This window comes from Bhargavaea massiliensis, from assembly GCF_018390575.1.
In the GTDB taxonomy this organism is placed as follows: domain Bacteria; phylum Bacillota; class Bacilli; order Bacillales_A; family Planococcaceae; genus Bhargavaea; species Bhargavaea massiliensis.
In genome coordinates this window covers 46,020-69,187 of the sequence record NZ_JAHBCJ010000003.1, presented here as the reverse complement: position 1 = coordinate 69,187, position 23,168 = coordinate 46,020, and the positions used below count along the sequence as shown (strand labels likewise).

19 protein-coding genes and 1 riboswitch are annotated in these 23,168 nt (G+C 55.1%); of the genes, 4 read left to right on the top strand and 15 right to left on the bottom strand.

Going from position 1 to position 23,168, the window contains the following annotated elements; all coding sequences use genetic code 11:
- The first annotated feature begins 125 nt into the window (after positions 1 to 125).
- Genes garR through KHA84_RS05215 form a run of 3 tightly spaced genes read left to right on the top strand, consistent with a single transcriptional unit; the run spans position 126 to position 3,804 of the window.
- Complete coding sequence (gene garR, locus KHA84_RS05225; protein ID WP_213422480.1) at positions 126 to 1,019, top strand: 2-hydroxy-3-oxopropionate reductase; 894 nt, start codon at positions 126 to 128, stop codon at positions 1,017 to 1,019.
- 1 nt (position 1,020) lies between these two features.
- A complete protein-coding gene (locus KHA84_RS05220; protein WP_236823132.1) occupies positions 1,021 to 2,439 on the top strand; it encodes a four-carbon acid sugar kinase family protein in 1,419 nt (472 codons plus the stop codon).
- An 18-nt stretch (positions 2,440 to 2,457) separates the two neighbouring features.
- Positions 2,458 to 3,804: a GntP family permease gene (locus tag KHA84_RS05215; protein ID WP_213422478.1), complete on the top strand. Its 1,347-nt coding sequence runs from the start codon at positions 2,458 to 2,460 to the stop codon at positions 3,802 to 3,804.
- A gap of 85 nt (positions 3,805 to 3,889) precedes the next feature.
- Here the strand turns inward: KHA84_RS05215 and KHA84_RS05210 are convergent, their stop codons facing one another.
- From KHA84_RS05210 to KHA84_RS05185, 6 genes are all read right to left on the bottom strand, one after another.
- Complete coding sequence (locus KHA84_RS05210) at positions 3,890 to 4,393, bottom strand: DUF2628 domain-containing protein (protein WP_213422477.1); 504 nt, start codon at positions 4,391 to 4,393, stop codon at positions 3,890 to 3,892.
- Between the two features lie 80 nt (positions 4,394 to 4,473).
- A complete protein-coding gene (locus tag KHA84_RS05205; protein ID WP_213422476.1) occupies positions 4,474 to 4,788 on the bottom strand; it encodes a DMT family transporter in 315 nt (104 codons plus the stop codon).
- Positions 4,770 to 5,114 carry a DMT family transporter gene (locus KHA84_RS05200; protein WP_213422475.1) on the bottom strand — a complete coding sequence of 115 codons (345 nt, stop codon included), beginning with the start codon at positions 5,112 to 5,114 and terminating at the stop codon, positions 4,770 to 4,772. The genes KHA84_RS05205 and KHA84_RS05200 overlap by 19 nt, the downstream gene beginning before the upstream one ends.
- Positions 5,115 to 5,202: 88 nt before the next feature.
- A riboswitch (guanidine-I (ykkC/yxkD leader) is annotated at positions 5,203 to 5,306 on the bottom strand.
- A gap of 65 nt (positions 5,307 to 5,371) precedes the next feature.
- Positions 5,372 to 6,706: an LLM class flavin-dependent oxidoreductase gene (locus tag KHA84_RS05195; protein ID WP_213422474.1), complete on the bottom strand. Its 1,335-nt coding sequence runs from the start codon at positions 6,704 to 6,706 to the stop codon at positions 5,372 to 5,374.
- 143 nt (positions 6,707 to 6,849) lie between these two features.
- Positions 6,850 to 8,799: an ABC transporter permease gene (locus KHA84_RS05190; RefSeq protein ID WP_213422473.1), complete on the bottom strand. Its 1,950-nt coding sequence runs from the start codon at positions 8,797 to 8,799 to the stop codon at positions 6,850 to 6,852.
- Positions 8,786 to 9,580: an ABC transporter ATP-binding protein gene (locus tag KHA84_RS05185; RefSeq protein ID WP_213422472.1), complete on the bottom strand. Its 795-nt coding sequence runs from the start codon at positions 9,578 to 9,580 to the stop codon at positions 8,786 to 8,788. Before KHA84_RS05185 ends, KHA84_RS05190 begins: the two co-directional genes overlap by 14 nt.
- A gap of 284 nt (positions 9,581 to 9,864) precedes the next feature.
- Here KHA84_RS05185 and KHA84_RS05180 point away from each other — a divergent pair, with 284 nt between their 5' ends.
- Entirely contained in the window at positions 9,865 to 10,263 is a 399-nt protein-coding gene (locus KHA84_RS05180) for a VOC family protein (RefSeq protein WP_213422471.1), read from the top strand.
- A gap of 522 nt (positions 10,264 to 10,785) precedes the next feature.
- Here the strand turns inward: KHA84_RS05180 and yedF are convergent.
- The 9 genes from yedF to KHA84_RS05135 form a co-directional block, all read right to left on the bottom strand.
- Positions 10,786 to 11,013 (bottom strand): sulfurtransferase-like selenium metabolism protein YedF, encoded by a 228-nt coding sequence (yedF, locus tag KHA84_RS05175; RefSeq protein ID WP_213422470.1) that lies wholly within the window; start codon positions 11,011 to 11,013, stop codon positions 10,786 to 10,788.
- Positions 11,003 to 12,214, bottom strand: coding sequence for a selenium metabolism membrane protein YedE/FdhT (gene yedE / locus KHA84_RS05170; RefSeq protein WP_213422469.1), 1,212 nt, complete (start codon positions 12,212 to 12,214; stop codon positions 11,003 to 11,005). Before yedE ends, yedF begins: the two co-directional genes overlap by 11 nt.
- A gap of 135 nt (positions 12,215 to 12,349) precedes the next feature.
- A complete protein-coding gene (gene argH, locus KHA84_RS05165; RefSeq protein WP_213422468.1) occupies positions 12,350 to 13,753 on the bottom strand; it encodes an argininosuccinate lyase in 1,404 nt (467 codons plus the stop codon).
- A 26-nt stretch (positions 13,754 to 13,779) separates the two neighbouring features.
- Positions 13,780 to 15,468 (bottom strand): ABC transporter permease, encoded by a 1,689-nt coding sequence (locus KHA84_RS05160; RefSeq protein ID WP_213422467.1) that lies wholly within the window; start codon positions 15,466 to 15,468, stop codon positions 13,780 to 13,782.
- Between the two features lie 49 nt (positions 15,469 to 15,517).
- Positions 15,518 to 16,615 (bottom strand): ABC transporter ATP-binding protein, encoded by a 1,098-nt coding sequence (locus KHA84_RS05155; RefSeq protein ID WP_213422466.1) that lies wholly within the window; start codon positions 16,613 to 16,615, stop codon positions 15,518 to 15,520.
- 108 nt (positions 16,616 to 16,723) lie between these two features.
- A complete protein-coding gene (locus KHA84_RS05150) occupies positions 16,724 to 17,848 on the bottom strand; it encodes an extracellular solute-binding protein (protein WP_236823131.1) in 1,125 nt (374 codons plus the stop codon).
- Between the two features lie 19 nt (positions 17,849 to 17,867).
- Positions 17,868 to 19,031: an ROK family transcriptional regulator gene (locus tag KHA84_RS05145; RefSeq protein ID WP_213422465.1), complete on the bottom strand. Its 1,164-nt coding sequence runs from the start codon at positions 19,029 to 19,031 to the stop codon at positions 17,868 to 17,870.
- A gap of 172 nt (positions 19,032 to 19,203) precedes the next feature.
- A complete protein-coding gene (locus KHA84_RS05140) occupies positions 19,204 to 21,702 on the bottom strand; it encodes an NEW3 domain-containing protein (protein WP_336511094.1) in 2,499 nt (832 codons plus the stop codon).
- Between the two features lie 261 nt (positions 21,703 to 21,963).
- On the bottom strand, positions 21,964 to 23,058 hold the full coding sequence (locus KHA84_RS05135; protein ID WP_213422463.1) for an AbrB family transcriptional regulator: 1,095 nt from the start codon (positions 23,056 to 23,058) through the stop codon (positions 21,964 to 21,966).
- Positions 23,059 to 23,168: the final 110 nt, after the last annotated feature.

Sequence of the window (23,168 nt, the reverse complement as noted above, 5' to 3'; positions counted from 1 at the left end):
TCATACAATATTTTCTTGTATACGCTTTCTAATAAAATGTATACAAGACTGAAAACTTATAGTACACTACAATGGAAATTATGACTCATACTTCAGTTGTTTTCTCTTCAGGAGGTTATACTCATATGAAAATCGGATTTATCGGGCTCGGTATTATGGGCCGTCCCATGGCATTGAATCTTGTAAAAGCGGGCTTTCAGGTAAAGGCCTTTGATCTAAATGAAGAAGCGCGGAAACTCCTGGCGGAAGCCGGTGCCGAGGAAGCAGTTTCTCCGCGTGAGGCGGCAACCGGCACAGACATCATCTTCACGATGCTGCCGAACGCGGCGATCGTGAAAAGTGTCCTGTTCGGCGGGAACGGTGCAGCGGAATCGGCAAAGGAAGGCGCGATTGTCGTCGACATGAGCTCCGTCTCCCCCGTGGATTCCGTGGAATGTGCCGAGCGTCTAAAGGAGTACGGCATCCGCTTTATCGACGCCCCAGTTTCCGGCGGCGAGCCGAAGGCAATTGATGGCACTCTGGCCATCATGGCAGGCGGAGATGAGACTGCTTTTGAGGCTGTCCGTCCCGTATTTGAAGCGATGGGTTCCGAAGTGACACATGTCGGCGGCACCGGCAGCGGTTCCACTACGAAGCTCGCGAACCAGATCCTTGTAAACGTGACGATTGCCGCCATGTCCGAGGCGGTCATCCTCGCCTCCAAGGCCGGTGTCGATATCGGCAAGATGTATGAAGCGATCAAAGGCGGACTTGCCGGCAGCGCAGTGCTCGATGCCAAGATCCCGATGGTGCTGGAACGAAACTTCGAGCCGGGTGGCCGGATCGACATCAACCTGAAGGATCTGACGAACGTGTACAATGCAGCCCGCGAGCTCGGCACGCCTATGCCGCTCACCTCACAGGTTCTGGAAATGTTCCATTCCCTCAAGGCGAACGGGCATGCGACGGATGACCATTCAGGACTGATCCAGTATTATGAAAACCTTGCGAACTACGAAGTGCCGAAAGGCGGGAAATAAATTGGCAACACCGAAAGAAATCGCAGAACAACTGCCCTCATACGGGCCGGAGCTTGAACAGCTCTGGAAAGAAGAGCGGTCATCGTTTGACCATAAACTTATCGTCTTGGATGACGATCCGACCGGCGTCCAGACCGTACACAACATTCCGGTCTTCACCGACTGGTCGGAAGAGACGATCCGCGCCGTGTTCGCGGAAAAGCGCCAGATGGCGTTTATCCTGACGAATTCCCGGGCGTTTTCGGAAGAACAAACCAAACAGGTGCACCAGGACATCGCAGAACGGATTGCCCGCGTCGCGAAGGAGACCGGCAACCCCTTCCTGATCATCAGCCGCGGCGACTCCACGCTCCGGGGACATTATCCTCTGGAAACCGAAACGTTGCGGAACACGCTGGAACAAAACCTGCCGGAAGCCATTGACGGGGAGATCCTGCTTCCCTTCTTCAAGGAGGGAGGCCGCGAGACGATCGGTGATGTACACTATGTGAAGTCCGGCGACAACTATGTACCGGCAGGTGAAACCGAATTTGCGAAGGACCGCATGTTCGGATACAAAAGCAGCGATCTGAAGGATTATGTAGAAGAAAAGACGGGCGGTGCATTCAAATCCGAAGACGTCCTGTCCGTCACGCTTGATGAACTCCGGGCGCTTGACCTGGATTCCATTACAGATCAGCTTATGTCCATGACCGGCTTTGGCAAGATGGTCGTCAATGCAGTGGACGAAGAAGATGTTCGCGCATTTTCAATCGCCCTGCTGCGGTCGATCAAACGCGGCAAGCGGTTCATTTTCAGGACGGCTGCCGCATTCACGAAAGTGATCGGCGATGTGCCGTCCAAACCGATCCTCACGAAAGAAGAGCTCCTAACAGGGTCCGAAGGCAACGGCGGCCTCATCATCGTCGGCTCCCATGTAAAAAAGACGACCGAGCAGCTCGAACAATTAAAAACGCTCGACTCGATCCGTTTTATCGAATTCCGGGTGAAGCTCGTTGCGGATGAGGAACAGTTTGCCGAAGAGATTGAGCGAATCCAGAACACGGTCAATGAAAGCATTGCTGAAGGCACCTCTGTCTGCGTGTATACCTCCCGTGAACGGCTTGACCTCGGTGAAGGCCGCCGTGAAGAGGAACTGGCCCAGTCTGTTAAAATCTCGGAAGCAGTGACGACGTTCGTCCGGAACTGCGCCCCTCAGCCGGCCTATGTCATTGCAAAAGGCGGAATCACTTCGAGCGATATCGGCACGAAGGGGCTCGGCGTCAAAAAGGCCGAGGTGATCGGCCAGGCAGCACCGGGCGTCCCTGTCTGGAAAACCGGACAGGAAAGCGTCTTTCCCGAAATCCCTTATATCATCTTCCCAGGCAACGTCGGGGATGCCGATACACTAAAAACAGTCGTCGCACGGCTGGAGTCCTAATAGAAAGAAGGTACCCATATGGTCACCGGCAATCTGCTAATTGTCATCTTCCTCCTGTCGCTTGCGGCCCTGTTTTTCATGATCCTCAAACTGAAAGTGGACCCGTTCATCTCGCTGATCGCAGTCGCGTTTGCCGCCGCGCTTGCCCTCGGATTCCCGCTCGCGGACATTCCGGGCGTCGTTGCCGGAGGCTTCGGGAACACGCTAGTCGGTGTCGGCATCCTGATCGGCCTGGGCGTCATCTTCGGCAATTTTCTCGGTGCGTCCGGGGCAATCGAGAAAATTGCCGGTGCCGTCCTGAAGCTGTTCGGGGTGAAGCGGTCGGCTGCAGGCCTGTCCCTGACAGGCGTCGCCGTCTCGATTCCGGTATTCTTTGATGCGGCGTTCGTCATCCTGAGCGGGCTCGTGCGGAGCCTGTCCCGCAGGACCGGTATTTCAATCGTTACATTCGTTACCGCATTGGGCATCGGACTGATCGTTTCCCACAGCATGATCGCCCCAACTCCAGGCCCGATGGTTGTCGCGGAAAACACCGGTTCGGACCTCGGTCTGTTCATCGTGTACGGGCTGATCTGTGCCATTCCGGCGGCCCTGGTCGGCGGTTTCCTGTACGGGTCGTTCATCGGGAAACGGATTCCTGGTACGGTCGTTGAAGAAGAATTGGTCCAGGAGGAAGCGGTAGCCTACAAAAAGGAAATTTCCACTAGGCTCTCTTTCTTCATGCTTGCCCTGCCGATCGTCCTGATCCTCCTGAACACGATCACACAGATATGGCTCGAAGAAGGCTCCACACTATCAAGCATTCTTGGATTTATCGGGGACAAGAACGTCGCGCTCTTTATCAGTGTGCTTGTTGCAATCATCGTTCTGAAGCCATACATAAATGTCTCTTACAAGAACCTTTATGATGAAGCGATCGAATCGGCCGGGATGATCATTCTCGTTACAGGTGCCGGTGGTGCGTTTGGCGCGGTCATCAACCAAAGCGGCATTGGCGACCATCTGATTGAGACGATGCAAGGCTGGAGCATCCCTGTTCTCGTCCTGGCGTTTATCTTTGCCCAGATTCTCCGGGCCTCTCTCGGTTCGGCGACGGTCGCTCTGGTCACGACTTCATCAATCATGGGTCCGATGGCTGCAGAACTCGGTGCTTCGCCGATCCTTCTCGGGCTCGCCATTTGCGCAGGCGCAATCGGGCTCTCCCTGCCGAACGACTCCGGCTTCTGGGTCGTCAATAAATTCGGAGGGCTCACCATCCCTCAAACAATCCAGGCCTGGTCGCTCGGCGGCTTCATTGCCGGGCTCACCGCACTTACCATGGTCTATATCCTGAGCCTGTTCAGCGGCATCCTGCCGGGGCTCTGACTACAAGCGTCCGCATTTCGCGGGCGCTTTTGTTGTGGGCTCATGACCGGATAAGGACGAAAAAAAGAGGGCGGACGCCCTCTTTTCAGAGATACATGAATTCCATGAAAACCGAAATCGCCCCTGAGATCAATCCGTACGCCGCGAAAAGCAGGAAACCGAGCAAGAAGCTGACGAAGCCCGCTCCGCCCTTCTTCATCACAGCCGTTTCCACATGCTCCGGCCGGTGACTGGTCCGGATTTTCCAGATTTTGCGCTCGGCGTCCTGGCGGTAGAGCTGGTTGCCGCCCATTCCCAGGACCACGGAAACCACGAATCCGATGCCGAAATCCCAACTCGCCTCGAAGTCCCCCATCAAATAGGCCGCCACATCAAACAGCAGGAAAACGCCAAGGATGACGAGGAGCGGGACGTACATCTTCCTATACCCGAGCCAGAAGAGCCCGAAGATAAATGCTGCCCAGTTCCATGAAAGGCGGCCTTTTTTCCATTTCCGCTCGTACACGTCCGCCTTTTCCCCGACATAAAGGTACAGCAACTCCTCCTCGCCGGTTATGGCTTTCTCGTTTATCGGACTTGCTGCTTCCATGACTCCGCCCCCTTTTTTTAATTCCATTATACTTGAAAGAGGAAATAAAATGGAAGAACCTTTACTAAGCAACTGCCACATCATTCCACCAGTTTCAGCCCGACCGCGGCCCCAAGGATCATCAAGATGAACAGCACCCGGCGCCAGTCCTTGGACTCCCCATAAAGCCACATGCCCGCCAGCGCCCCACCGGATGCGCCGATGCCGGTCCAGATGGCGTAGGCGGTCGACATCGGGATGGATGCCATGGAGTAGGCGAGCAAAATGAAGCTGGCACCGAATGCGCCGAGCAACAGCAGGAGCGATTGGGCATTGCGTTGCTCGTTGAGGCGGTTGATGGTCATGACGCCGGCTGTTTCAAACAGGCCGGCGGCGATCAGTGAGAGCCATGCCATTCTTTTTCCCCTCCTTGATCCGTTACGAACTTCAGGCCGACGACACCCGCAAGCAGGACGGCGATCAGGATCAGTTTGGCCGGATTGACCGGCACGCCGAACAGGATGATCTCAGCGATGACGGTGCCTGCCGCGCCGAGTCCGACAAAGACGGCATAGGCGGTGCCGACCGGGAGTGTGCGCCCGGCGACGATGAGCAGATAAAAGCTTACATAGATTGCCACCGCGGTGCCGGCCCAATCCAGTGCGCTGTCCGCGTGCTTGAGTCCGATCACCCAGCCGACTTCGAAGATGGCCGCGACGATGATTTTCCACCAGTCTTTCATGTGATTGTCCTCCTCTGTGGTTTTCCTCATCCTGTCGGTTCAGCATGCGTCCAAACAAAAAAGCCCGGGAGCATGCTGATCCGACAGCATCTCCCAGGCTTTTGTCCTTCCGTGGCACGGCAACGGGGCCGTGAGCCCCCTCTCGGACCAGGCCGGCGCGCTTGGCGCCGCGGAACCCTAGGGGACATATTCGTATGAGGTTGAGTCCATTATAGCAAATAGGCGACGGTCGGCAACTCTCGGGCTTGGGCCAGCCTTCAGACGAGGCTTGCCTCCTTCACCCGTGCATAGCGGTTTTCCTTGAACGGCAACCCGAGGTGATCGCGCAAGGTCACGCCCTCGTACTCGCCCCGGAACAGTCCGCGCTCCTTAAGGATCGGGACGACGCCGTCCACGAAGCTCTCGAGAAGTCCGGGAAGATTGGCGATCAGCATAAAGCCGTCTGCCGCACCGCACCGATACCATTCTTCGATCCGGCCGGCCACTTGTTCCGGGGTGCCGATGAATGGGGTTTTCGGAGCGGCTTCGCGCATCGCCGCTTCCCTCAGGGTGAGACCGTCACGGCGGGCGCCCCGGATGATGCGCTCGGTATCACTCTGGAACCCGTTCGCGCCCAGGCCGTTCAAATCCGGAAACGGCGCGTCCGGGTCGTATTGGGTGAAGTCATGATGGTCAAAGTGGCGGCCGAGGTCAGCCAGCGCCTCCTCAAGTGAGACGGTGGCAGTCAGTTCTTCACGGATGCGGAACGCTTCTTCCTCGGTTTCCGCGACTATCGGGCTGATGCCCTGGATGACGAGCAGCTCGTCCGGATTCCGGCCGGCGCTTGCAGCCGGCTTTTTCATATCGGCATAGTATTCGCAGGCCGCGCCGATCTCCCCGTCGATGGCGAATACGACGTCCGCGGTTTCCGCCGCGAACCGGCGTCCGTCCTCCGACTTGCCGGCCTGGAAGATGACAGGCTGGCCCTGCGGCGACCGGGCGATATTGAGCGCGCCTTTAACCGAGAAGAATTCGCCGTCATGTTCCGGCTCATGCAACTTCTCCGGGTCGAAGAAGACGCCGCTTTTCTTGTCCCGGACAAACGCGTCGTCCTCCCACGAATCCCACAGTTTCCGGACCACTTCCGTAAATTCGGCGGCCATGCGGTAGCGGATGTGATGCTCCGGGTGCATGTCCCTCCGGTGTCCGAAGTTCAACGCGGTTCCGCCGAGTCCGGATGTGACGGCGTTCCATCCTGCGCGCCCGCCGCTCAGCATGTCGAGCGAGGCGAGCTGCCGGGCAAAGGCGTAAGGTTCGCTGTACGTGGAAGAAACGGTTGCGACAAGCCCAATGTTTGAAGTGACCGGCGCAAGCGCGGATAAAATGGTAAGCGGCTCAAACCGGTTCAAGTAGTGCGGAGTGGACTGCGGCGTGATATACATCGCATCCGCGACAAAGACAAAGTCGAATTTCCCGCGCTCCGACACGAGTGCCTGGTCCTTATAGAAATTAAAATTGACACTCGCATCAGACGGAATCGCCGGATGCCGCCAGTCCGTCCGCCGCTCCCCCGCTCCATGAATCATCGTCCCCAGAACCATTCCTTTGCCCATGATGCATGCCTCCCGGATTATATTAGCTTCATCTTACCCTCTTTGTTTACAGGTGTAAAGACACCAAAATCCGGACAATTTCCGACTTTATTTCCCGGGAAATGTCGAAAACGCCCTTTCCTCGTCGGGAAAGGGCGTTTCATTTAAAGTGCCGCGTTCACTGTCTTCCTGTAGTAACCGACGGTGAGGACGGCAAACACCAGGTAGATCAGGACATACGCGATCATGGCGAAGGTCACCGGCAGGGTAATGTCAGTTGACGTAAACATAAACGACACGGATTTGATGGCGAACACCGAGTGGACCAGGCCCATCAGGAGGGGGAGTCCGAAGACGAACGCCTGCTTGCGCCGGATGCCCTTCATGATTTCGCCCGTCTTGAATCCGAGCTGGCGGAGCGTCGTGTAGCTCCTCTTTTCCTGTTCGGCTTCACTCATCTGCTTAAAGTAAAGGATACTGCCGGTCGAGACAAGGAATGCGAGACCGAGGAAGCCGGTGATGAAGATCATGATGCCGTTGTACGCCAATGATTCCTTATAGGAAGAATAAAAATCGAGAGTCATCTCTTCTCTGTATGACTTAAAGATGGAAGAGGCTTCGGCCAGGTCTTCCTTGTCGTCCAGGTTAAAGGCGACAAGCGGGCGTTGTGACTCAGCCGGAGTAGCCGCCTTGATTCGGTCAAAAGTCTCCCCGCTGACAGTCAGCTGAGTATAGACCCCCGCATAACCGCTTGCCACTTCCTGTTCGCCGAGGGAAATTACTTTCAGCTTTTCGGTCGTCTGTCCTGTAGCGACAGAAGCCTCAAACGGAAAGACTTCGTCGGTCAGCAGCCAGGAAATCCCGGAGTCATGCATCATTGCCTCTCCTGTTGCAGGCTCCTCGATGTCGAGCCCCGCTGCTTTCAGCTCCCGGGTGTTAAAGATGAGCGTGGTGACCGTGTTTTCTTCCCAATTGAGGAGATCCGGGAGATGATCCCCGCTCATAGAAGCGGTCAGATCCAGGTAAGTGATAGGCTGCCGGGTGTACCCGATCCCCGCTTCATCCAGGTCTTCCGCAAACTGTTCGGCCGTTTCCGCAGAAGTCCCTTCGTTGCCCTCTCCTACTTCGTCAATCAGAAAGTCATGCGGAACCCTTACGCGCGTTTCCTGCTCGGTCGAGTAATACATCGAGTAGGCAAATCCTGCCATGGCAAGTGTCATGGCGGACAACGTCGTAATGACGGTGAGCGACTTTGCATTGGCCTTCATCCGGTGCATGAGCGGTGCGGTGGACAATGCACCGGCAAGGCCGATGTGTCCGTTCTTCTGCTTTCTGACCAGCGTCATCAGCCAGCCGATCGTCACACGGAACACGAGATACGTGCCGGCAATGACGAGCGCGAGGACGAGCAGCATGTTGAGGAACAAAAACATGTTCATCATATAATGTGAGTTCGCGAACCAGTATCCGGTGGCGATCATCGCAACGCCCAGGATTCCGAGAAGAGACGACAGGATCGGCTTCGGCTGCTTTGGATGTTCATCCTTTTTATCATCATTGAACAGATCGATCAGCTGCGAGCGGCGGACTTTCCAGAACATGCGGGATGACGTGATGACGATCAGGACAGCGAACACGGCAGCCGTCTGGAGAAACGCCGCTCCGCTGAACGACAGATTGACGAACCCTTCATAACCGACGAGCTTCATGAGCAGAAGCAGGAACAGCCGCGAGACAAGAAGCCCCGCTCCGATCCCGATGATGAATGCCCCGGCCCCGAGAAGAATATTTTCTATGATCAGAAGGCGTGACACCGCACCTTTTGTCAGGCCGACCAGCTGATAAAGCCCGATCTCCCGGCTCCGCCGCTTCAGGAACAGGTCATTCGCGTAGGTCACAAAGATGATGAGGATAGCGAACAGCAGAACGGTCGCCGCCTGAAAACCGGACGCCATCTTCGCCGACAGGTCGGTCTGTTCCACGACGGCCGAATCATGCTGGAGTGTTGAGAAGATGAAAAACAGCGTGACGCCGAAAATCAGCGCAAAAAAGTACAAATAATAATGCTTCAGGTTTTTCCGCATGCTGCGGAGAACGAGGTCAACGAGCGTCAACGCGGTCACCCCCGAGCACGGCCTGCATGTTCAGGATGTCCTGGAAAAACGCCTGGCGCGTCTTATCGCCCCGGTATAGTTCGGAGTACATCGCCCCGTCCTTCAGGAAAATGACGCGGCTGCAATAGCTGGATGCCACCGCATCATGCGTGACCATCATAATGGTCACGCCGCGGGATTTGTTGACGTCTTCCAGCGTGCCGAGAAGCGCTGACGCCGACTTGGAGTCGAGCGCCCCCGTCGGTTCGTCGGCGAATACCATCGACGGATGGTTGACGAGCGCACGAGCGGCAGACGTCCTCTGCTTTTGCCCTCCGGAAATTTCATGCGGGTATTTGTGGCCGTGCTCTATGATGCCAAGGATGCCAGCGATGTCGTTGAACTGCTCCTCCGCCGCTTTTTTCGAAAGCCCGCCGAGGGACGCCGGAAGCAGAATGTTTTCCTTGACCGTGAGCGTATCCAGCAGGTTGTAGTCCTGGAAGATGAAGCCGAGCTTGTCACGGCGGAACGTCGACAGCTGCGCATCCTTCATCTTGGACGTCTCGTTTCCGTCAATTGTGATTGTGCCCGATGTCGGCCGGTCAATCGTCGCAAGCACATTCAGAAGCGTCGTCTTCCCAGCTCCGGACGGCCCCATGATCCCGACAAACTCCCCTTCGCGCACTTGCAGGTTGATCCCCTTCAGCACCTCGGTTGAATTTAGCTTCGAGCCGAACGATTTGCGGATCTGATGTGCCTGCAGCACCGCGCGGCCCGGCTTCGTGTTGGTTGTTGTCACCATGATGATTCCTCCCGGCGGCGGGATTCACGGCCCCGCCCGATTTGTTATGTTCATCATAACGCGCGGAGGAGACTGCGGTCGTTCGATATTGGTTACAATAGCGGAGCCGTAAGTGACGATTTTGTAAGGTCGTGGGCGGCGTGCGCGAGAATCGGGACATTCACGTGGAGAATCGCGACATTCATCGGAGGAATTGAGACTTTCACGCAGGGTATCGGGACATTCATGGTATCCTTTCAAGAGAAACCCCGGAAAAATCATTACGTGAAAAGGAGAGATGTGCCATGACCACCATCACCCCGTTCCTCATGTTCCAGAACAAAGACGCGGAAGAAGCGATGAACTTCTACACATCGCTTTTCAAGAACTCCGAGATCACAAACATCGTCCGCTACGGCCCCGACATGCCGGGTGGCAAGGAAGGCACGGTCATGCTCGCCACATTCACGCTGAACGGGCGTGAATTCAAGTGCATCGACAGCAGCATCCGCCACCAGTTCGACTTCACCCCGTCGTTCTCAATCTACGTGGATGTCGACACTGAGGAGGAAATTGACCATCTGTACAGCCGGCTTGCCGAAGGCGGCATGGAACTCATGGCGCTCGGCAACCACGGTTTCAGCCGGAAATTCGGCTGGGTCAATGATCGGTTTGGGGTGTCTTGGCAGATTAATTTGCCGTGATGGGTAACACTCAGGGTGCGTTGCGTAACATTCAGGACCCGTTCGGTAACACTCAGAGGGCGTTGTGTAACGCTCGGGACGCGTTCGGTAACACTCGCGGTCCGTTGCGTAACACTCGGGACGCGTTCGGTAACACTCAGAGCTTGTTACGTAACACTCAGATCTACGGCATCCGCCTCGGATAACAAAAAAGGATAGCAAGCGCTAATCCTTTCCGGCCTATCTCAGGCCGGCTTAACTAAAGTGGTGTTCGACCCCAAAAAAGACGACTAATGTAGCCAGAATGATTGTCACGCTTGAACTGTGTGGAAACAGGCCAAAGTACGGAAGCACCAACGCCATAAGGATACCCAGGGAGGCGATGACTCTGACCGCAATAAGCTTGTCTTTTACATGCAAATCTCTCACCCCTCCTGCTTTTCCTGATTCTGACTACTCGTACAATAAGCTTACCAGATGATTGAATTGGTTTAAACAGGAAGGAAACATGATCCAAAAAGGGACGCCATCGCGTCCCTTTTGTCATGCTTCAATATAAAACAGGTATTCCTGTCCCGCTTTCTCGGGTTCTTTTGCCAGTTTGTAGCCGGCGCTGACGACATCTTCCGGGACGTTGCGGAACGAGCCGGGGCAGTCGGTGACGACATGGAGGATCTGGCCTTTCTGCATGTCCTTTAACGCATCGAGGGTGTAGATGACCGGATACGGGCAGGATTCGCCGCGGAGGTCGAGTGTGAAGTCAGCTGACAATTCGTTTCTCCCCTTTCGGCAGGATGAGTGTGCCGCGTTTGTGTTTTGAGTAGAGGTCTATGAACAGGTAGCACCCGGCGAGCATGGTGAGCGTGGCGATGATCGCCCAGCCCGGGCCCGTTGCCGGGATGAGGTTCAGTTTCTCGCCACCGGCTACAAGCAGGTTGTAGACGCCGAGGTGGTCCCAGGCATAGGCGAGCGCCGTGACGCCGATGAGATTGCCGGCAAAGACGAACAGGTAAAGCACCTGGCCTTCCATGAGCCGGTACATCATGCCGGTCTCACAACTGCTGGCAAGCACGATGCCGAGCCCGAACAGGAAACCGCCGACGAATGTACCGATGGAGGCAATCTGGGTGATTGGCGTCATGCCGGTGTTTGCGATGATGAGGATTGTCAGCACGGAGCTGACGGCCATGGCGATGACGATCGCTTTCGCCATGAGGGTGCGCCCGGTTAGCCACAGGTCACGGAATGCCGACGTAAAGCAGATCTGGCCGCGCTCGATCAGGATGCCGAAGATGGCGCCGAATATCGCCGCGGTGCCGAGGAGCGGACGGCCGGTCATGAAGAACCAGACGATCAGTCCTCCGTAAAGCAGGGCAATCAGGCCGCCGACATACGGCTGGACAATCCGTTTTTCACGCTTCGGGGCGGGTGCCGGCCCGCCTTTCATGAGCTTCGGTTTCCCTTTCCACCATTTTGTCTTGGCAACTTTCACACCGGCAAAGGTCCCGACGCCGGTTGCGACAATGAAGATCCACGAGTGGAACGAAAACTGCGGGACACCGGTAAAAAACGCGGCGAGGTTGCAGCCCATCGCGAGGCGCGCGCCGAACCCGGCGATTGTGCCGCCGATCAGGCCCTGGACGTAGCGGCGTTTTTGTTGCGGCTTGCGGATCTTGAAGTTGTTGGCAAGAAGAACGGTGATGAGCGCGCCGATCAGCATCCCCCAGACGATCCAGCCGTCGGAGCGGCCGAACGACGAGCCTTCCAGATGGACGAGGTCCAAATAGGCCCAGCCGGAGACATCACCTCCGAAAAATTCGATGACATGGCCGCCGAGTCTCGTAAACTCACCCGTCACCGCCCACACCGTGCCGGTGAGCCCGAAGTAAGCCGCACTGAAAATGCCTGCGAGAACCAGTGCCATCGCCGGGTTCCAATACTGGCCGAATACCCGGTTATAAAGGGATTTCATGATAAGGACTCCTTACATAAAAAAGACGGATCGAAATCCGTCGTGTAGTCTTTTTCCAATATAAATTATAGTCCTTGCGCTTTGGCTGGTCAACAAGATTTCCATAATGCGGAAGTTTCATCTCTGACATCCCGTTTATCCCTTTTTCCGCCTTTGAATCATCCCCCGCACGACATCCGGAGCCGGCCCGCCGGTGATGCGCCTTCTGGCGACGAACGTGATGGGGTCGGTGATGGCGTTCCAGTCCTCGGCGGTAAGTTTGACGTCGCCGAGCCAGCCGTTAACGGTTTCAAGGGGGATTTCATACAGTTCCTTTTCCTGTCGGTCGGCTTCGCGGGCAATGACGCTCGCCTTGTGGTGGGCCCGGCGGAACGACACGCCGTAGTCCCTGGCGAGCACGTCCGCCAATTCGGTGATGGTGATCATGTTCTCCCTTGCCTGACGCAGTGCGCGGTCTTTATTGAAAGTGAGCGTAGTTACCACGGCATGCATCAGCCGGAGAACGCGGTTGGCTTTTTCAAAGCCGGTGTACAGATGCGGCTGGAGGTCATCTTCGGTGTCGTTGATGTCCCCATATGGCGTGTTGTGGATCATATGGATGACTGCGAGGCCTTCTGCTGCGGCGCTCGAGGCGAGTGCGCGGGAGTGCTCCATCGACACCGGGTTCCGCTTTTGTGGCATGATGCTCGAAATCTGCACGTACGCATCCGACACCCGAAGCAAACCGACTTCCTTGGACGCCATCCGGAGGAATTCCTGGATCCAGCGGCCCATGTTTGTCATGAGGCTCACGAGACTCTGGGCGGCTTCGATCAGGTAATCCCCCGTCCCGATCGCGTCATACGAGTTCTCGATCATCCCCTCGAACCCGAGCAGTTCCACCATCCGCTCCCGGCTGATCGGAAAGCCTGTTGTCGTGATTGCGGCAGCGCCCATCGGGGACTGGTTGACGGTATGGCGGGCGCGCTTCAGCCGCTCGATGTCCCGGATCAGGTTGTCGTAGATCGCAACCAGGTAATGCCCGAACGTCGTCGGCTGGGCAGGCTGTGTGTGCGTGTGAGCCGGCATGACGGACTCCACATGCTCCTCCGCCTGGGCGAGCAGTGCTTCCGCCAATGCCTCCGCCTGCTCGACCGTCTCGGCCAGATACTGCCTGAGGACGATCCGGTACATCGCCTCGCCCATGTCGTTCCGGCTTTTCGCGATATGCATCTTCCCCGCCAATTCCTCGCCGATCAGCTCGCCGATCTTCGACTCCACGAGGAAAAACAGGTCTTCATGCTCTGCTGAATACTTTAGTTCCGCCCGGTCCATCTTCCAGACTTCCCGGATGGCGTTCAGAATCTTGCCCGCCTCCGATTCGGCCAGGATCTTCTGTTCCGCGAGCATCTGTGTGTGGGCGGCGTGCACCTCGAACATCGCATCAAAAAGATAGTCACGCTGGTCATTGAACACAGGACGGAGAAGAACGTCCACGTACGTTTTTCCCGGGAAGACGTCCCCATCCGCCACAACAAATTCTTTTTTCCAAGCACTCATATTGCTGGCACCTCAAATTCTTTTTATTAACCCAGGGACTTCTCTGCTTTAACCCCGAGGAACCTGCTGGAGATGAACATGACCACTGCAATCAGGGCAACCTGGATCATGCCGTAGGCTGCGGCCTGCCCGATGTTGAACATCCGGAGCTGGTTCATGATTTCAATCGAAATCGGTCGGTTTCCGATTGTGTAGAGAAGGACGGATGTCGGAAACTCCCCAACCGCCTGGACGAAGGCAAGCAGCGTACCGCTCAAAACGCCGGGCATGATGATGGGAATCACGACCTTCCGGAATGTATAGAACCATTTGGCCCCGAGGTTCTGCGCTGCCTCTTCAATAGAGTCGTCCAGTTGCTCCAGCACCGCGTTGGTCGAACGCACGACAAGCGGCAGGAAACGGATAAAATAGGCAAGCGGCAAAATCCAAAACGTCCCGACAAGGATCTGTCCGAACGAGAACGGGTTCGGCGAGTTGAATGCCAGGATCAGGTTCATCCCGACAACCGTTGCCGGAAGCGCCCAAGGAATCATGACGAGAATATCCAGAAGGTTTTTCCCGATGAACTTCCGTTTCACAAGCGCATAGGAAGTGAAAATCCCGAAGACAAAGACGCCAAGACAGGCGATGAACGCCATGATCAGACTGTTTCGGACCGGTTCCCAGATGTATGGCGTGTCAAACAGCATCGTATAGTTTTCCAGGTTGAATGCAGTCGGATAGGTCTGCCACGTCCAGGTCCCTTCCGGCACGAGCGAAAGGATGAGCAACGTCGCATGCGGGAGAAGCAGGATGACCACTGCGAAGACTCCGAGTGTGACCATCGTCCACTTTAGCAGCGGATTGCTTACTTCACTGCGGTGGGCACCGATCCCCTTTGAAGCCATCCGGTAGTCTTTCCTGCCCTGATACCAGCGCATGAACAACAGGAACACAATGGACACGATCGACAAAATGACGGACTGGGTGGCGGCCATTTCCAGGTCTCCATTAATTTTTGAGAAATAGATCTGTAGGCTCAGCACCCGGAAGCCCCCTGCCAGCAGGAACGGCGCACTAAAACTGGCCATCGAGACCATGAAGACAAGGAGTGATGCGGCCACGAGTCCCGGTGTCAGGAGCGGGAATGTCACCTGCCAGAACACCTTGAAGCGATTCGCCCCCAGGTTGGAAGCCGCTTCCTCGAGCGATGGATCCAGGTTCGACAAGGCAGATGCCGTCGTCATGTAAAAGTAAGGGTACATCGTATAGGCGTGGACGATCAGGATGCCTGAAATCCCGCCGATCTTGAACGGCACTTCGGATAGGTTCAGCAAGTCTTTGATCGCATTGGGAATGAGACCGGCTTCACCGTACAAGAACATAAACGCCATGACGCCGACGAGCGACGGCAGCACGATCGGCATGATGGCAATGTTGGAGAAAAAACGGCGGCCGGGGAACTCATAACGGTTGAAAATGTATGCAAGCGGCACACCGATCAGCGCGCTGAACAGGACCGACAGCAGGGAAATCCAGACCGAATTCCAAAGCGCCTGCAGGTTCGCCTTTGCCTTCGAGCCGAAGAAGTCTTCATAGTTCTGAAGGGACGGGACGCCGTTGTGGAAAAAGCTCTCATAAGCTGTCCTCAAAGTCGGGTAGAGCACATAGCCGATCAGGATGAGAATGACCGGAATGAGAAGCAGCAGGGTTTTCTTCTTTTCAGCGTTCAGCATGACGACGTCCTCCTTCCGCAAGGGCGTGCGGATTCCGATTTCTCATGGATCACACCCCCGCTTTCGGCACAATCCGGATCTGGTCTTCGGGAAGACGGACATATACTTCGGCGCCTTCTTTCAGATAGGTGCTCGGCCCCTGGTTCAAGGCAGTTCCAACTAGTGTCAGCCGGTCATTCATCTCTACATAGGTATGTACGGCCGCCCCGGTGAACTGGACCATTTTCACCTTGCCGGGAAAAACATTTGCCCCGGTGATCGGCTGGTCGGAAACCTGTACCGCTTCCGGTCGGACCGACATCCTCAGTTCATCATTTTCGGTATACTCGGCAACATTCAGGGAAGTATTGTTCACCGTCACGTCATTGCCCAGCATATCCACATGATATGAGCGCTGGCTGTTTCCCGAGCCGGCCTCCACGACAGTCAGCAAGTTGGTCTCCCCAATGAATTCCGCGACAAAGTCGTTGACCGGTTCATTGTAAATCTCCGTCGGCGTGCCGACCTGCTGGCATTTGCCGAAGTTGAACACTGCAATCCGGTCGCTCATCGTCAGGGCCTCGACCTGGTCATGGGTCACATAAATGGTCGTGATCTGATATTCCTGCTGCAGCCGGAGAATTTCCGCCCGCATTTCATCCCGCAGGCGGGCATCCAGGTTACTGAGGGGCTCATCCAGCAACAGGATATCCGGCTCGATGACGAGTGCACGCGCCAAAGCAACACGTTGCTGCTGGCCTCCGGAAAGCTGGCTTACCTGGCGTTCAGCATACTGGTCAAGCCGGACTTTCCCCAACACATCGTCCACCCGTTTTTTTGTCTCAGCCTTACTCATCTTTCGTACTTTCAGGCCGAACGCAACATTCTCGAACACCGTCATATGCGGGAATAGGGCATAGTTCTGGAACACCATGCCGGTATTTCGTTTTTCAGGCGGAACGGTTGTCATGTCGCGGTCGTTAAACCTGACGGCACCTTTTGTCGGGTAATAGAATCCGGCGACCATCCTGAGTGTCGTCGTCTTCCCGCAGCCGCTTGGTCCCAGGAACGTGAAGAATTCCCCTTCCTTGATCAGGAGGTCAAGATCCTCCACTGCCGTGACTTTGCCAAACTGTTTGGTAATCGCTGATAAATGAACGGTTGACACAGCAACCACTCCCTTCCCTGTAAAAACACTGGACTACCGCTGGCATTGCTGCCCGCGATAGTCCAACGTCAAGAGTAAACGCTATACGGAGCCCATGCAGACTGCAGGTTACTCGCCTGTTTCTTTTTCCGCGTTTTTGATTTGGTTATCCCAGTGGTCCATCCACTCATCGGATTTTTCCTGGAACAGAGCCCAGTCAATGTCCATCGGCTTAATCTCGTCTTCGGCTTCAGTGATCCACTCCGGAAGATCGGTCACGTCTTCACGTGTCGGAATCCGGTAGTATTTTTCCGCGAGCAGTTTTGCCGCTTCCGGCGTGTTGACGAATTCATAGAACGCTTCTGCCGCTTTCGGATGAGGGGCATCCTTGACGATTGCGATCCCTTCGGTCAGAACCGGTGTGCCGCTTTCCGGGAGAACATAACCGAACGGATAACCCTTTTCTTCTGCGAGCATGACGGCATCCGGCATGTTCCAGACCGTCAGGGATCCGACGCCTTTGGCCAGCTGGTTGTACATCAGCTCAGGGTTGGCCGAGTATTCTTTCGTGTTGTTATCAAGTTTCTCAAGCCATTCGTAGCCTTCCTGCGGATCTTCCGTGTCCTTGTATGTCCGGTAGATCATTGCGGAATAGATCGTGCGCATCGTACCGGAAGCGAGCGGATAGCGGATGATCAGCTCATCCTGCCACTTTGGATCAATCAGGTCGTCCCAGTCTTTCGGTGCTTCTTCCTCGGATATTTCTTTGTTGTTGTACATGATGACTTCCGGTGTCATCGAAGTACCGCTCCACATCCAGTCTTCGTCGTGATACATTTCATCCAGCGCATCCGCGTAGGACGGCTTGTATTTGGCTAGCAGTCCTTCATCCTTCGCCTGGTCGAAGTTCACCTGAGGCGCTCCCCACCAGACGTCCGCCTGTGTATTGTTTTTCTCGGAGCGGATCCGGTCCAAAATTTCCTGCGAGCCCATGTCCAGGAACTCCATATTGATGCCATACTCTTCTTCAAACTGTTGCTTGAAATCCCCCAGAATGTCACTGCCGTGCGGGGAATAGACGACCACTTTTTCCTCCAGGTCTTCTGAAGCGGCAGTTTCGCCACCCGCATCTCCGGTTGTTCCGGAAGCATCCTCTTCCTCTCCTCCGCCGGAATCGGCCATGCAGCCTGCCAAAGCAAGCGCAAACAATGCCGTCAAAACAAGCAACCAGCTTTTCTTAACCCATTTCCCCATTCAAACTGCCCCCTTCGTTTTAAATGTTGTACAACCCCTCATGCTCCTTCAACAGCAAGGCAACAGCGCCGATTACGCCGGCTTCCTGTCCGAACGCCGTCCTGACGATCTCACATTCTTTCGGTGCGTACCGCTTCACGTTGTCTGAGACAATCGGCCGGATCACATCGAATGACTGTGACAGACCACCTCCTAAAATGATCATCTCCGGATTCAGCAGGGACACGTAGTTCGCGACTGCAACCCCGAGATGTTCCAGTGCGTGCCGGATCGTTTCGGTGGCATCTCTGTCTCCGGATCGGTACCTGTCGAACGCCTCTGCCGCCGTCACTTCCCTGCCGAGACGTTCAGACAGTGCCCTGCCGACAGAGGTTCCGCCCGCGACACTTTCAAGGAATCCATAGCCTTCATAGGAAGGCTGATAGCTTTTGGCAAGACTCCGGTCTGTCACCATGTAACCGATCTCGCCGGCACTGTACTGGCTTCCGCGGAACAGTTGGCCATTCAGGATGATTCCGCTGCCAATCCCTGTTCCGATGGCAATGTAGATGAGGTTCTGCTTGCCCTTGCCGCGACCCGTCCAGTGTTCCCCCAGCACGCCGATGTTGACGTCATTGTCTACGTATACGGGATACGGAAACACTTCCTCCAGCTTTTCCCGGACCGGATAATTCCTCCATTGCAAAGCCGGTGCTTCTTCCACGATTCCGGTCTGTACGTTGGTCACCCCCGGGACACCAACGCCTACACCCAGAATTTCCTCTTTATCCAGGGACAGCTCTGCCATCATTTCATCGGTTATCTTACGCATCGCATGGAAGAAATCACGGTCCAGGTGTTGTTGGGTCGTGAATGTCCTGTAGCTCTCAAGCTCCCCTTTCAGATCGGTGATGCCGACCGCCACTTTTGTTCCCCCGATGTCAATCCCGATGCAGTGGGCCTTTTTCGGGTTGAACTTCAGGTTCACCGGCTTGCGGCCGCCGCTCGCGGATGCCTCCCCGCTGCCTGTCTCGGTGACCCACCCTTCTTCAATGAGCCTGGAGATTGCCGCTGAAACAGTCGGCTTGCTGAGAGACAGTTTTTTTGCAATTGCCGTCCGGGTTGTCGGCTCTGTTTCCAGCACACACTTGAGCACCTGCCGTGCATTGCTGTTGATATTAGATTCGTCATTCACAAATTGCATGGCACTGCCCCTAAAAGGTTAGTTTGTTAACTTAACTTACTAACTTATCTGAAAACATTGTAATCAACGAAATTGAAAATGTAAACCGCTTTTATAAACTTTTCTTCCTTTTCTTCCTAAAAATATAGACTGCAGACTTGGTCTCTGCAGTCTATGCTTTCGGCACTCGGATTTATTGATCGGCTCCGTAGCTGATCAGGTTTGCGAAGATCCGGTAACCGCCCGGCACCTGTGCACCGACCTGACGGTAGAATACAAGGTTCGTATACAGATAGGTCCCCTCTCCGTATTCAGCCATGAGGATTCCGCTCGTGAACGGGTCTTCTCCCGGGTCCGCCATCGACACGAATGTCTCGAAGCGCTCATCCCATTCCATCGGGAAGTAGAGACCGCGCTCCTGTACCCAGTTGTCCCAGTCACTGTCGGTGATTTTATTCGGATAGTTGAACAGCGGATGATCCGGTTGGGTGACGGTCACTTCCGCGTTCTCATCGGTCACGCGCCACCGGATGGACGGTGTACCGATTTTCAGGCGATAAGGAGCCGTCAGCTCTGCATCCCACGGATCGGAAGCTGTGACATACTGCATGACAAAGTGTCCTCCGTTCCGCACGTACTCCTTGATCCGATCGTTATTTGTAAGAAGGTCCTCCCTGCCGAGTGTGGCGCGGATACCCGTCACGATTGTGTCGTACTGTGAAAGATCTGCTGATGCCAGGTCTTCAGGCGTCAGCTTGGTGATGTCGAAACCGGCATTGATAAACGAATCGGCAATCGTATCAAAGCCGCTGTCGATGTATCCGACCTTCAGGTTTTCCGGCTTCAGGAGTTCAAATGCGACGCCGTTGATGGCGGAAGGATACAGATAGTAAGAGTCATTGATATGCTCGTATTTGATTTCTTGCACGGTCGTGCTGTGCGTTTTGCCATTCGCTTCGGCGATGGCCTCGATCGCAAACTCTCCTTCTTCCACCTGTGAAGGTGGAATCAGATTGAATGACACGCTCTTTTCCTCAAAACGCTCTTCCAGATTCACTTCAGCCGATGCCGGCTCGCTGATCCACCCCTCAGGCAGGTTCAGAGAAACCGTTGCTTCCTGAGAAGCATCAGCGTAGTTCTTCACTTTCACGCTAACCGGAATCGTTTCCTGCACATCAGCCGTATTTACCGTGATATTGACCGGATCAGGCGTAACGCCCAGTTCAGGCAGGACACTGACCGTATTGTCGAGGTCACTGACAAATGTTGTATCCACTCCATTCTCCTTGAATGACAGTTGTGCCTGGATAGAAGCTTCGGCATAAGGCTCAAAGTATTTCGCATCCTCCGGCACTTTTACCGTGAAGCTGGCTGTCTTGGATTCACCAGGTTTCAAATGCTTGAGCTTAGCGGCCTTTTCGTGTTTCCAGTCCTCAGGAGTCAGAAGTGCCGCTTCAATATGGTGAAGCTTTCGGCTTCCTTCATTGGTGACTGTCACTTCCACTTCCGTCTGCTCACCCTGGGTAAGCACGTAAGAGCCGATGGAAATGTCCACAGTCAGTTCGGAGGCCACACGGCTTACTTCAACAAGCTGCTCCTCTTTCAGCTCCAGCTTGTGGAGAAGATCATTCTTGACGTTCTGGTCAAGCTTGGATGCTGCCACTTCCCCGGCCAGTTTCCTTACATCGCGCAGCGCCTTCTGGGAGTCAGGAAGGATGGCTCCCCGATCCGGATAAAGTTCAACGATCCGGTCTAGTTCTTGCTGAAGGGAACGGAGGGTTTCACTGAGCTTTTGATCTGAAATATCATTCGCCCATTCATCAAAGTCATAGGGGATTCCGCTGAACAGGTTGCCGGACTCCTCCTGCACCGCGGATTCAGCAAGTTTCAAGTGAACCTGGCGAGGCTCAACCGGAACGTCACGGCCCATGCCCTGGCTCTTATGAAGATAGCGTGACGCTTCACCCAACTGTGGATAGCTCATTCCGTAAATCGGATCGTAGTCACCGATCTCAATGGACACAGTCGCTTCATCCTTCGAAACCGGCAGGTAGAGCTTTTTGATCTGCCAAGGTTCCAGCCCGTTCTCGATCTGTTCCGGGAAGACCGTCGGATCGGCCGCATCCTCGAAAGCCTTTAGTGACAGGACATTGATCGCCCGGTGATGCCCATGCTGGCTGTCCACATTAAGGAAAGAAGGCATCACCACATCCGGCTGATACGTTCGGATGAATTCGATAAGACGTGAATAGGTGACTTCCTCTCCCCATTTCTCCAGTGTTTCTTCCGGAGATTTCGAGAAGCCAAAATCATAGATGGCGTCCGAGGTGGTGTCGCTCAGGTGATAGGCTTTAACACCATTGACTTTGGCTGCTTCGATCATCTCGTTGGAACGGATGATGCCGAGCCCATTCCCCAACTCATTTCCGATCGCATTCTGCCCGCCTTCCCCGCGGTTGGCGATCAGGCTGGCCGTCTTCACACCCAGCCCCCTCGACAAATAAGCGAGGAAGTCACTGCGTTCGTCATCCGGGTGGGCACCCGTGTTGAGGAACGTGACCGTCGTATCCAACGGCTTCACGGCATTCCATAGTTCCACGTCGGGCGCATTCTGATTTTCTCCCTGGACGGCCTGCGGCAGCACGGACAGCACCAGCAAGACGGAAAGCACAGCGTACCAAAACCTATTCACATTTCTCGCCCCTTTCATGAAATTGATTTTAAAAGAAAGCGCATACAAGTTGGTTAGTAAAAGTTACTAACTAACTAAAAATGAGTGCTTTCCTTTATTAAAACCAGTATACATATAGTCAGAATATTTTTAATCTACCGATGTGACTATTTATCTTTCTGGATACGGGTACTTAGGCGGAGGATAAAAGTCTGGCTATTTTGGCGTGATCCTGTTTTGCACCGAAAAAAACATCCGAGATCTCTCGGATGTTCAAATCTGCTAGATAGATTCCGCCATATTCTTTACCGCATCCTGCCTGCCAAAGATAATCCTCAGGAAAATCGGAACGATAAACAGGATAAACAGCACTCGGAACAGCTGATAGGCGGCAACCATCGAGACGTCCGCCCGGATCTCCTGTGCGGTCACGCCCATCTCCGGCAGTCCGCCCGGCGCAATGCACAGGAATGCCGTTGCGAGGGACATCGGGTGGATCCGGTGAAGGATGTAAGCCAGGAGCAGGGCAAATGCGACCAGGAGCAGTCCGGTCACGAGTGAAAACGGCAGCAGCCGCTTCCAGTCTTTCAGCATGTCCGGACGGATGCTGATGCCCAGATAAACACCGAGGAGCAGCTGGGCGAGCACGGTCAGGATTGGCGGCAGACCGGGCGGGCCAAATCCGCTCACTGTGAGGATGGCGGCCGCAATCAGCGGGCCGAGGATCCACGGGGTCGGGAATCGGAGCCGGAGGGCAAAAACCGTCACGGCGAAAACGGCTCCCACCGCTGTGATTACCTGCAACGGGCCAACTGCACCCGTCCCGACGGAAGAAAAGCCAGCGCCTGTTGCCGCGCCTTCCGAGAAGGCATAGGTGGAAAGCATCGGAACCATGAAGGTGACGGACAGCATCCGGATCGTCTGCATGAAGGTGACTACGGTCGGATCGGCACCGCGGATTTCCTCACTCAGCATCGTCATCTGGGACAGTCCGCCCGGCGTCGTCCCCATGACCGCAGTCGGAATGTTGATGCCGGTCAGCTTTGAAGCGAGCATGGCAAGGCCAAGTCCGCCGGCAATCATGAGCACGGTGACGACCGTCATGGAAGGCAGCTGGCCAGTGATTTGTCTGGCGCTTTCCGCTGTAAATGACAGGCCCATGCCGTAGCCGAGCAGGACCTGGCCACCATTTTTGAAGCTTTTTGGCCAGTAGAGTGTCCGTTTTGTCAGCAAGCTCCACAGGATCACGGCCGTCAGCGGGCCGAGCATCCAGGCAAGCGGAAGGCCGATCCAAGAAAATACGGCTCCGCCTGTCAGCCCGCACAGCAGCGCTTCGATAAACGGCCGTTTAATTATTTGTTTTTCTGTTGGTTTCATCCTGGTGCACTCCTGCCTGATTCCTTTTCTCTGACTATCTTAGCATAACGGCCAAACTCCGCTTCCTGACTGCCCAAAAAGAGGGTTTGCCCTTTCTCTGTCGAAAGCAG

Bases quoted from the DNA above. Each gene is read 5' to 3' on its own strand.
- garR (WP_213422480.1), top strand. From the start codon at position 126: ATGAAAATCGGATTTATCGGGCTCGGTATTATGGGCCGTCCCATGGCA.
- KHA84_RS05215 (WP_213422478.1), top strand. From the start codon at position 2,458: ATGGTCACCGGCAATCTGCTAATTGTCATCTTCCTCCTGTCGCTTGCG.
- KHA84_RS05210 (WP_213422477.1), bottom strand. From the start codon at position 4,393: ATGGAAGCAGCAAGTCCGATAAACGAGAAAGCCATAACCGGCGAGGAG.
- KHA84_RS05205 (WP_213422476.1), bottom strand. From the start codon at position 4,788: ATGGCATGGCTCTCACTGATCGCCGCCGGCCTGTTTGAAACAGCCGGC.
- KHA84_RS05200 (WP_213422475.1), bottom strand. From the start codon at position 5,114: ATGAAAGACTGGTGGAAAATCATCGTCGCGGCCATCTTCGAAGTCGGC.
- KHA84_RS05195 (WP_213422474.1), bottom strand. From the start codon at position 6,706: ATGGGCAAAGGAATGGTTCTGGGGACGATGATTCATGGAGCGGGGGAG.
- KHA84_RS05185 (WP_213422472.1), bottom strand. From the start codon at position 9,580: ATGGTGACAACAACCAACACGAAGCCGGGCCGCGCGGTGCTGCAGGCA.
- KHA84_RS05180 (WP_213422471.1), top strand. From the start codon at position 9,865: ATGACCACCATCACCCCGTTCCTCATGTTCCAGAACAAAGACGCGGAA.
- yedE (WP_213422469.1), bottom strand. From the start codon at position 12,214: ATGAAATCCCTTTATAACCGGGTATTCGGCCAGTATTGGAACCCGGCG.
- argH (WP_213422468.1), bottom strand. From the start codon at position 13,753: ATGAGTGCTTGGAAAAAAGAATTTGTTGTGGCGGATGGGGACGTCTTC.
- KHA84_RS05160 (WP_213422467.1), bottom strand. From the start codon at position 15,468: ATGCTGAACGCTGAAAAGAAGAAAACCCTGCTGCTTCTCATTCCGGTC.
- KHA84_RS05150 (WP_236823131.1), bottom strand. From the start codon at position 17,848: ATGGGGAAATGGGTTAAGAAAAGCTGGTTGCTTGTTTTGACGGCATTG.
- KHA84_RS05145 (WP_213422465.1), bottom strand. From the start codon at position 19,031: ATGCAATTTGTGAATGACGAATCTAATATCAACAGCAATGCACGGCAG.
- KHA84_RS05135 (WP_213422463.1), bottom strand. From the start codon at position 23,058: ATGAAACCAACAGAAAAACAAATAATTAAACGGCCGTTTATCGAAGCG.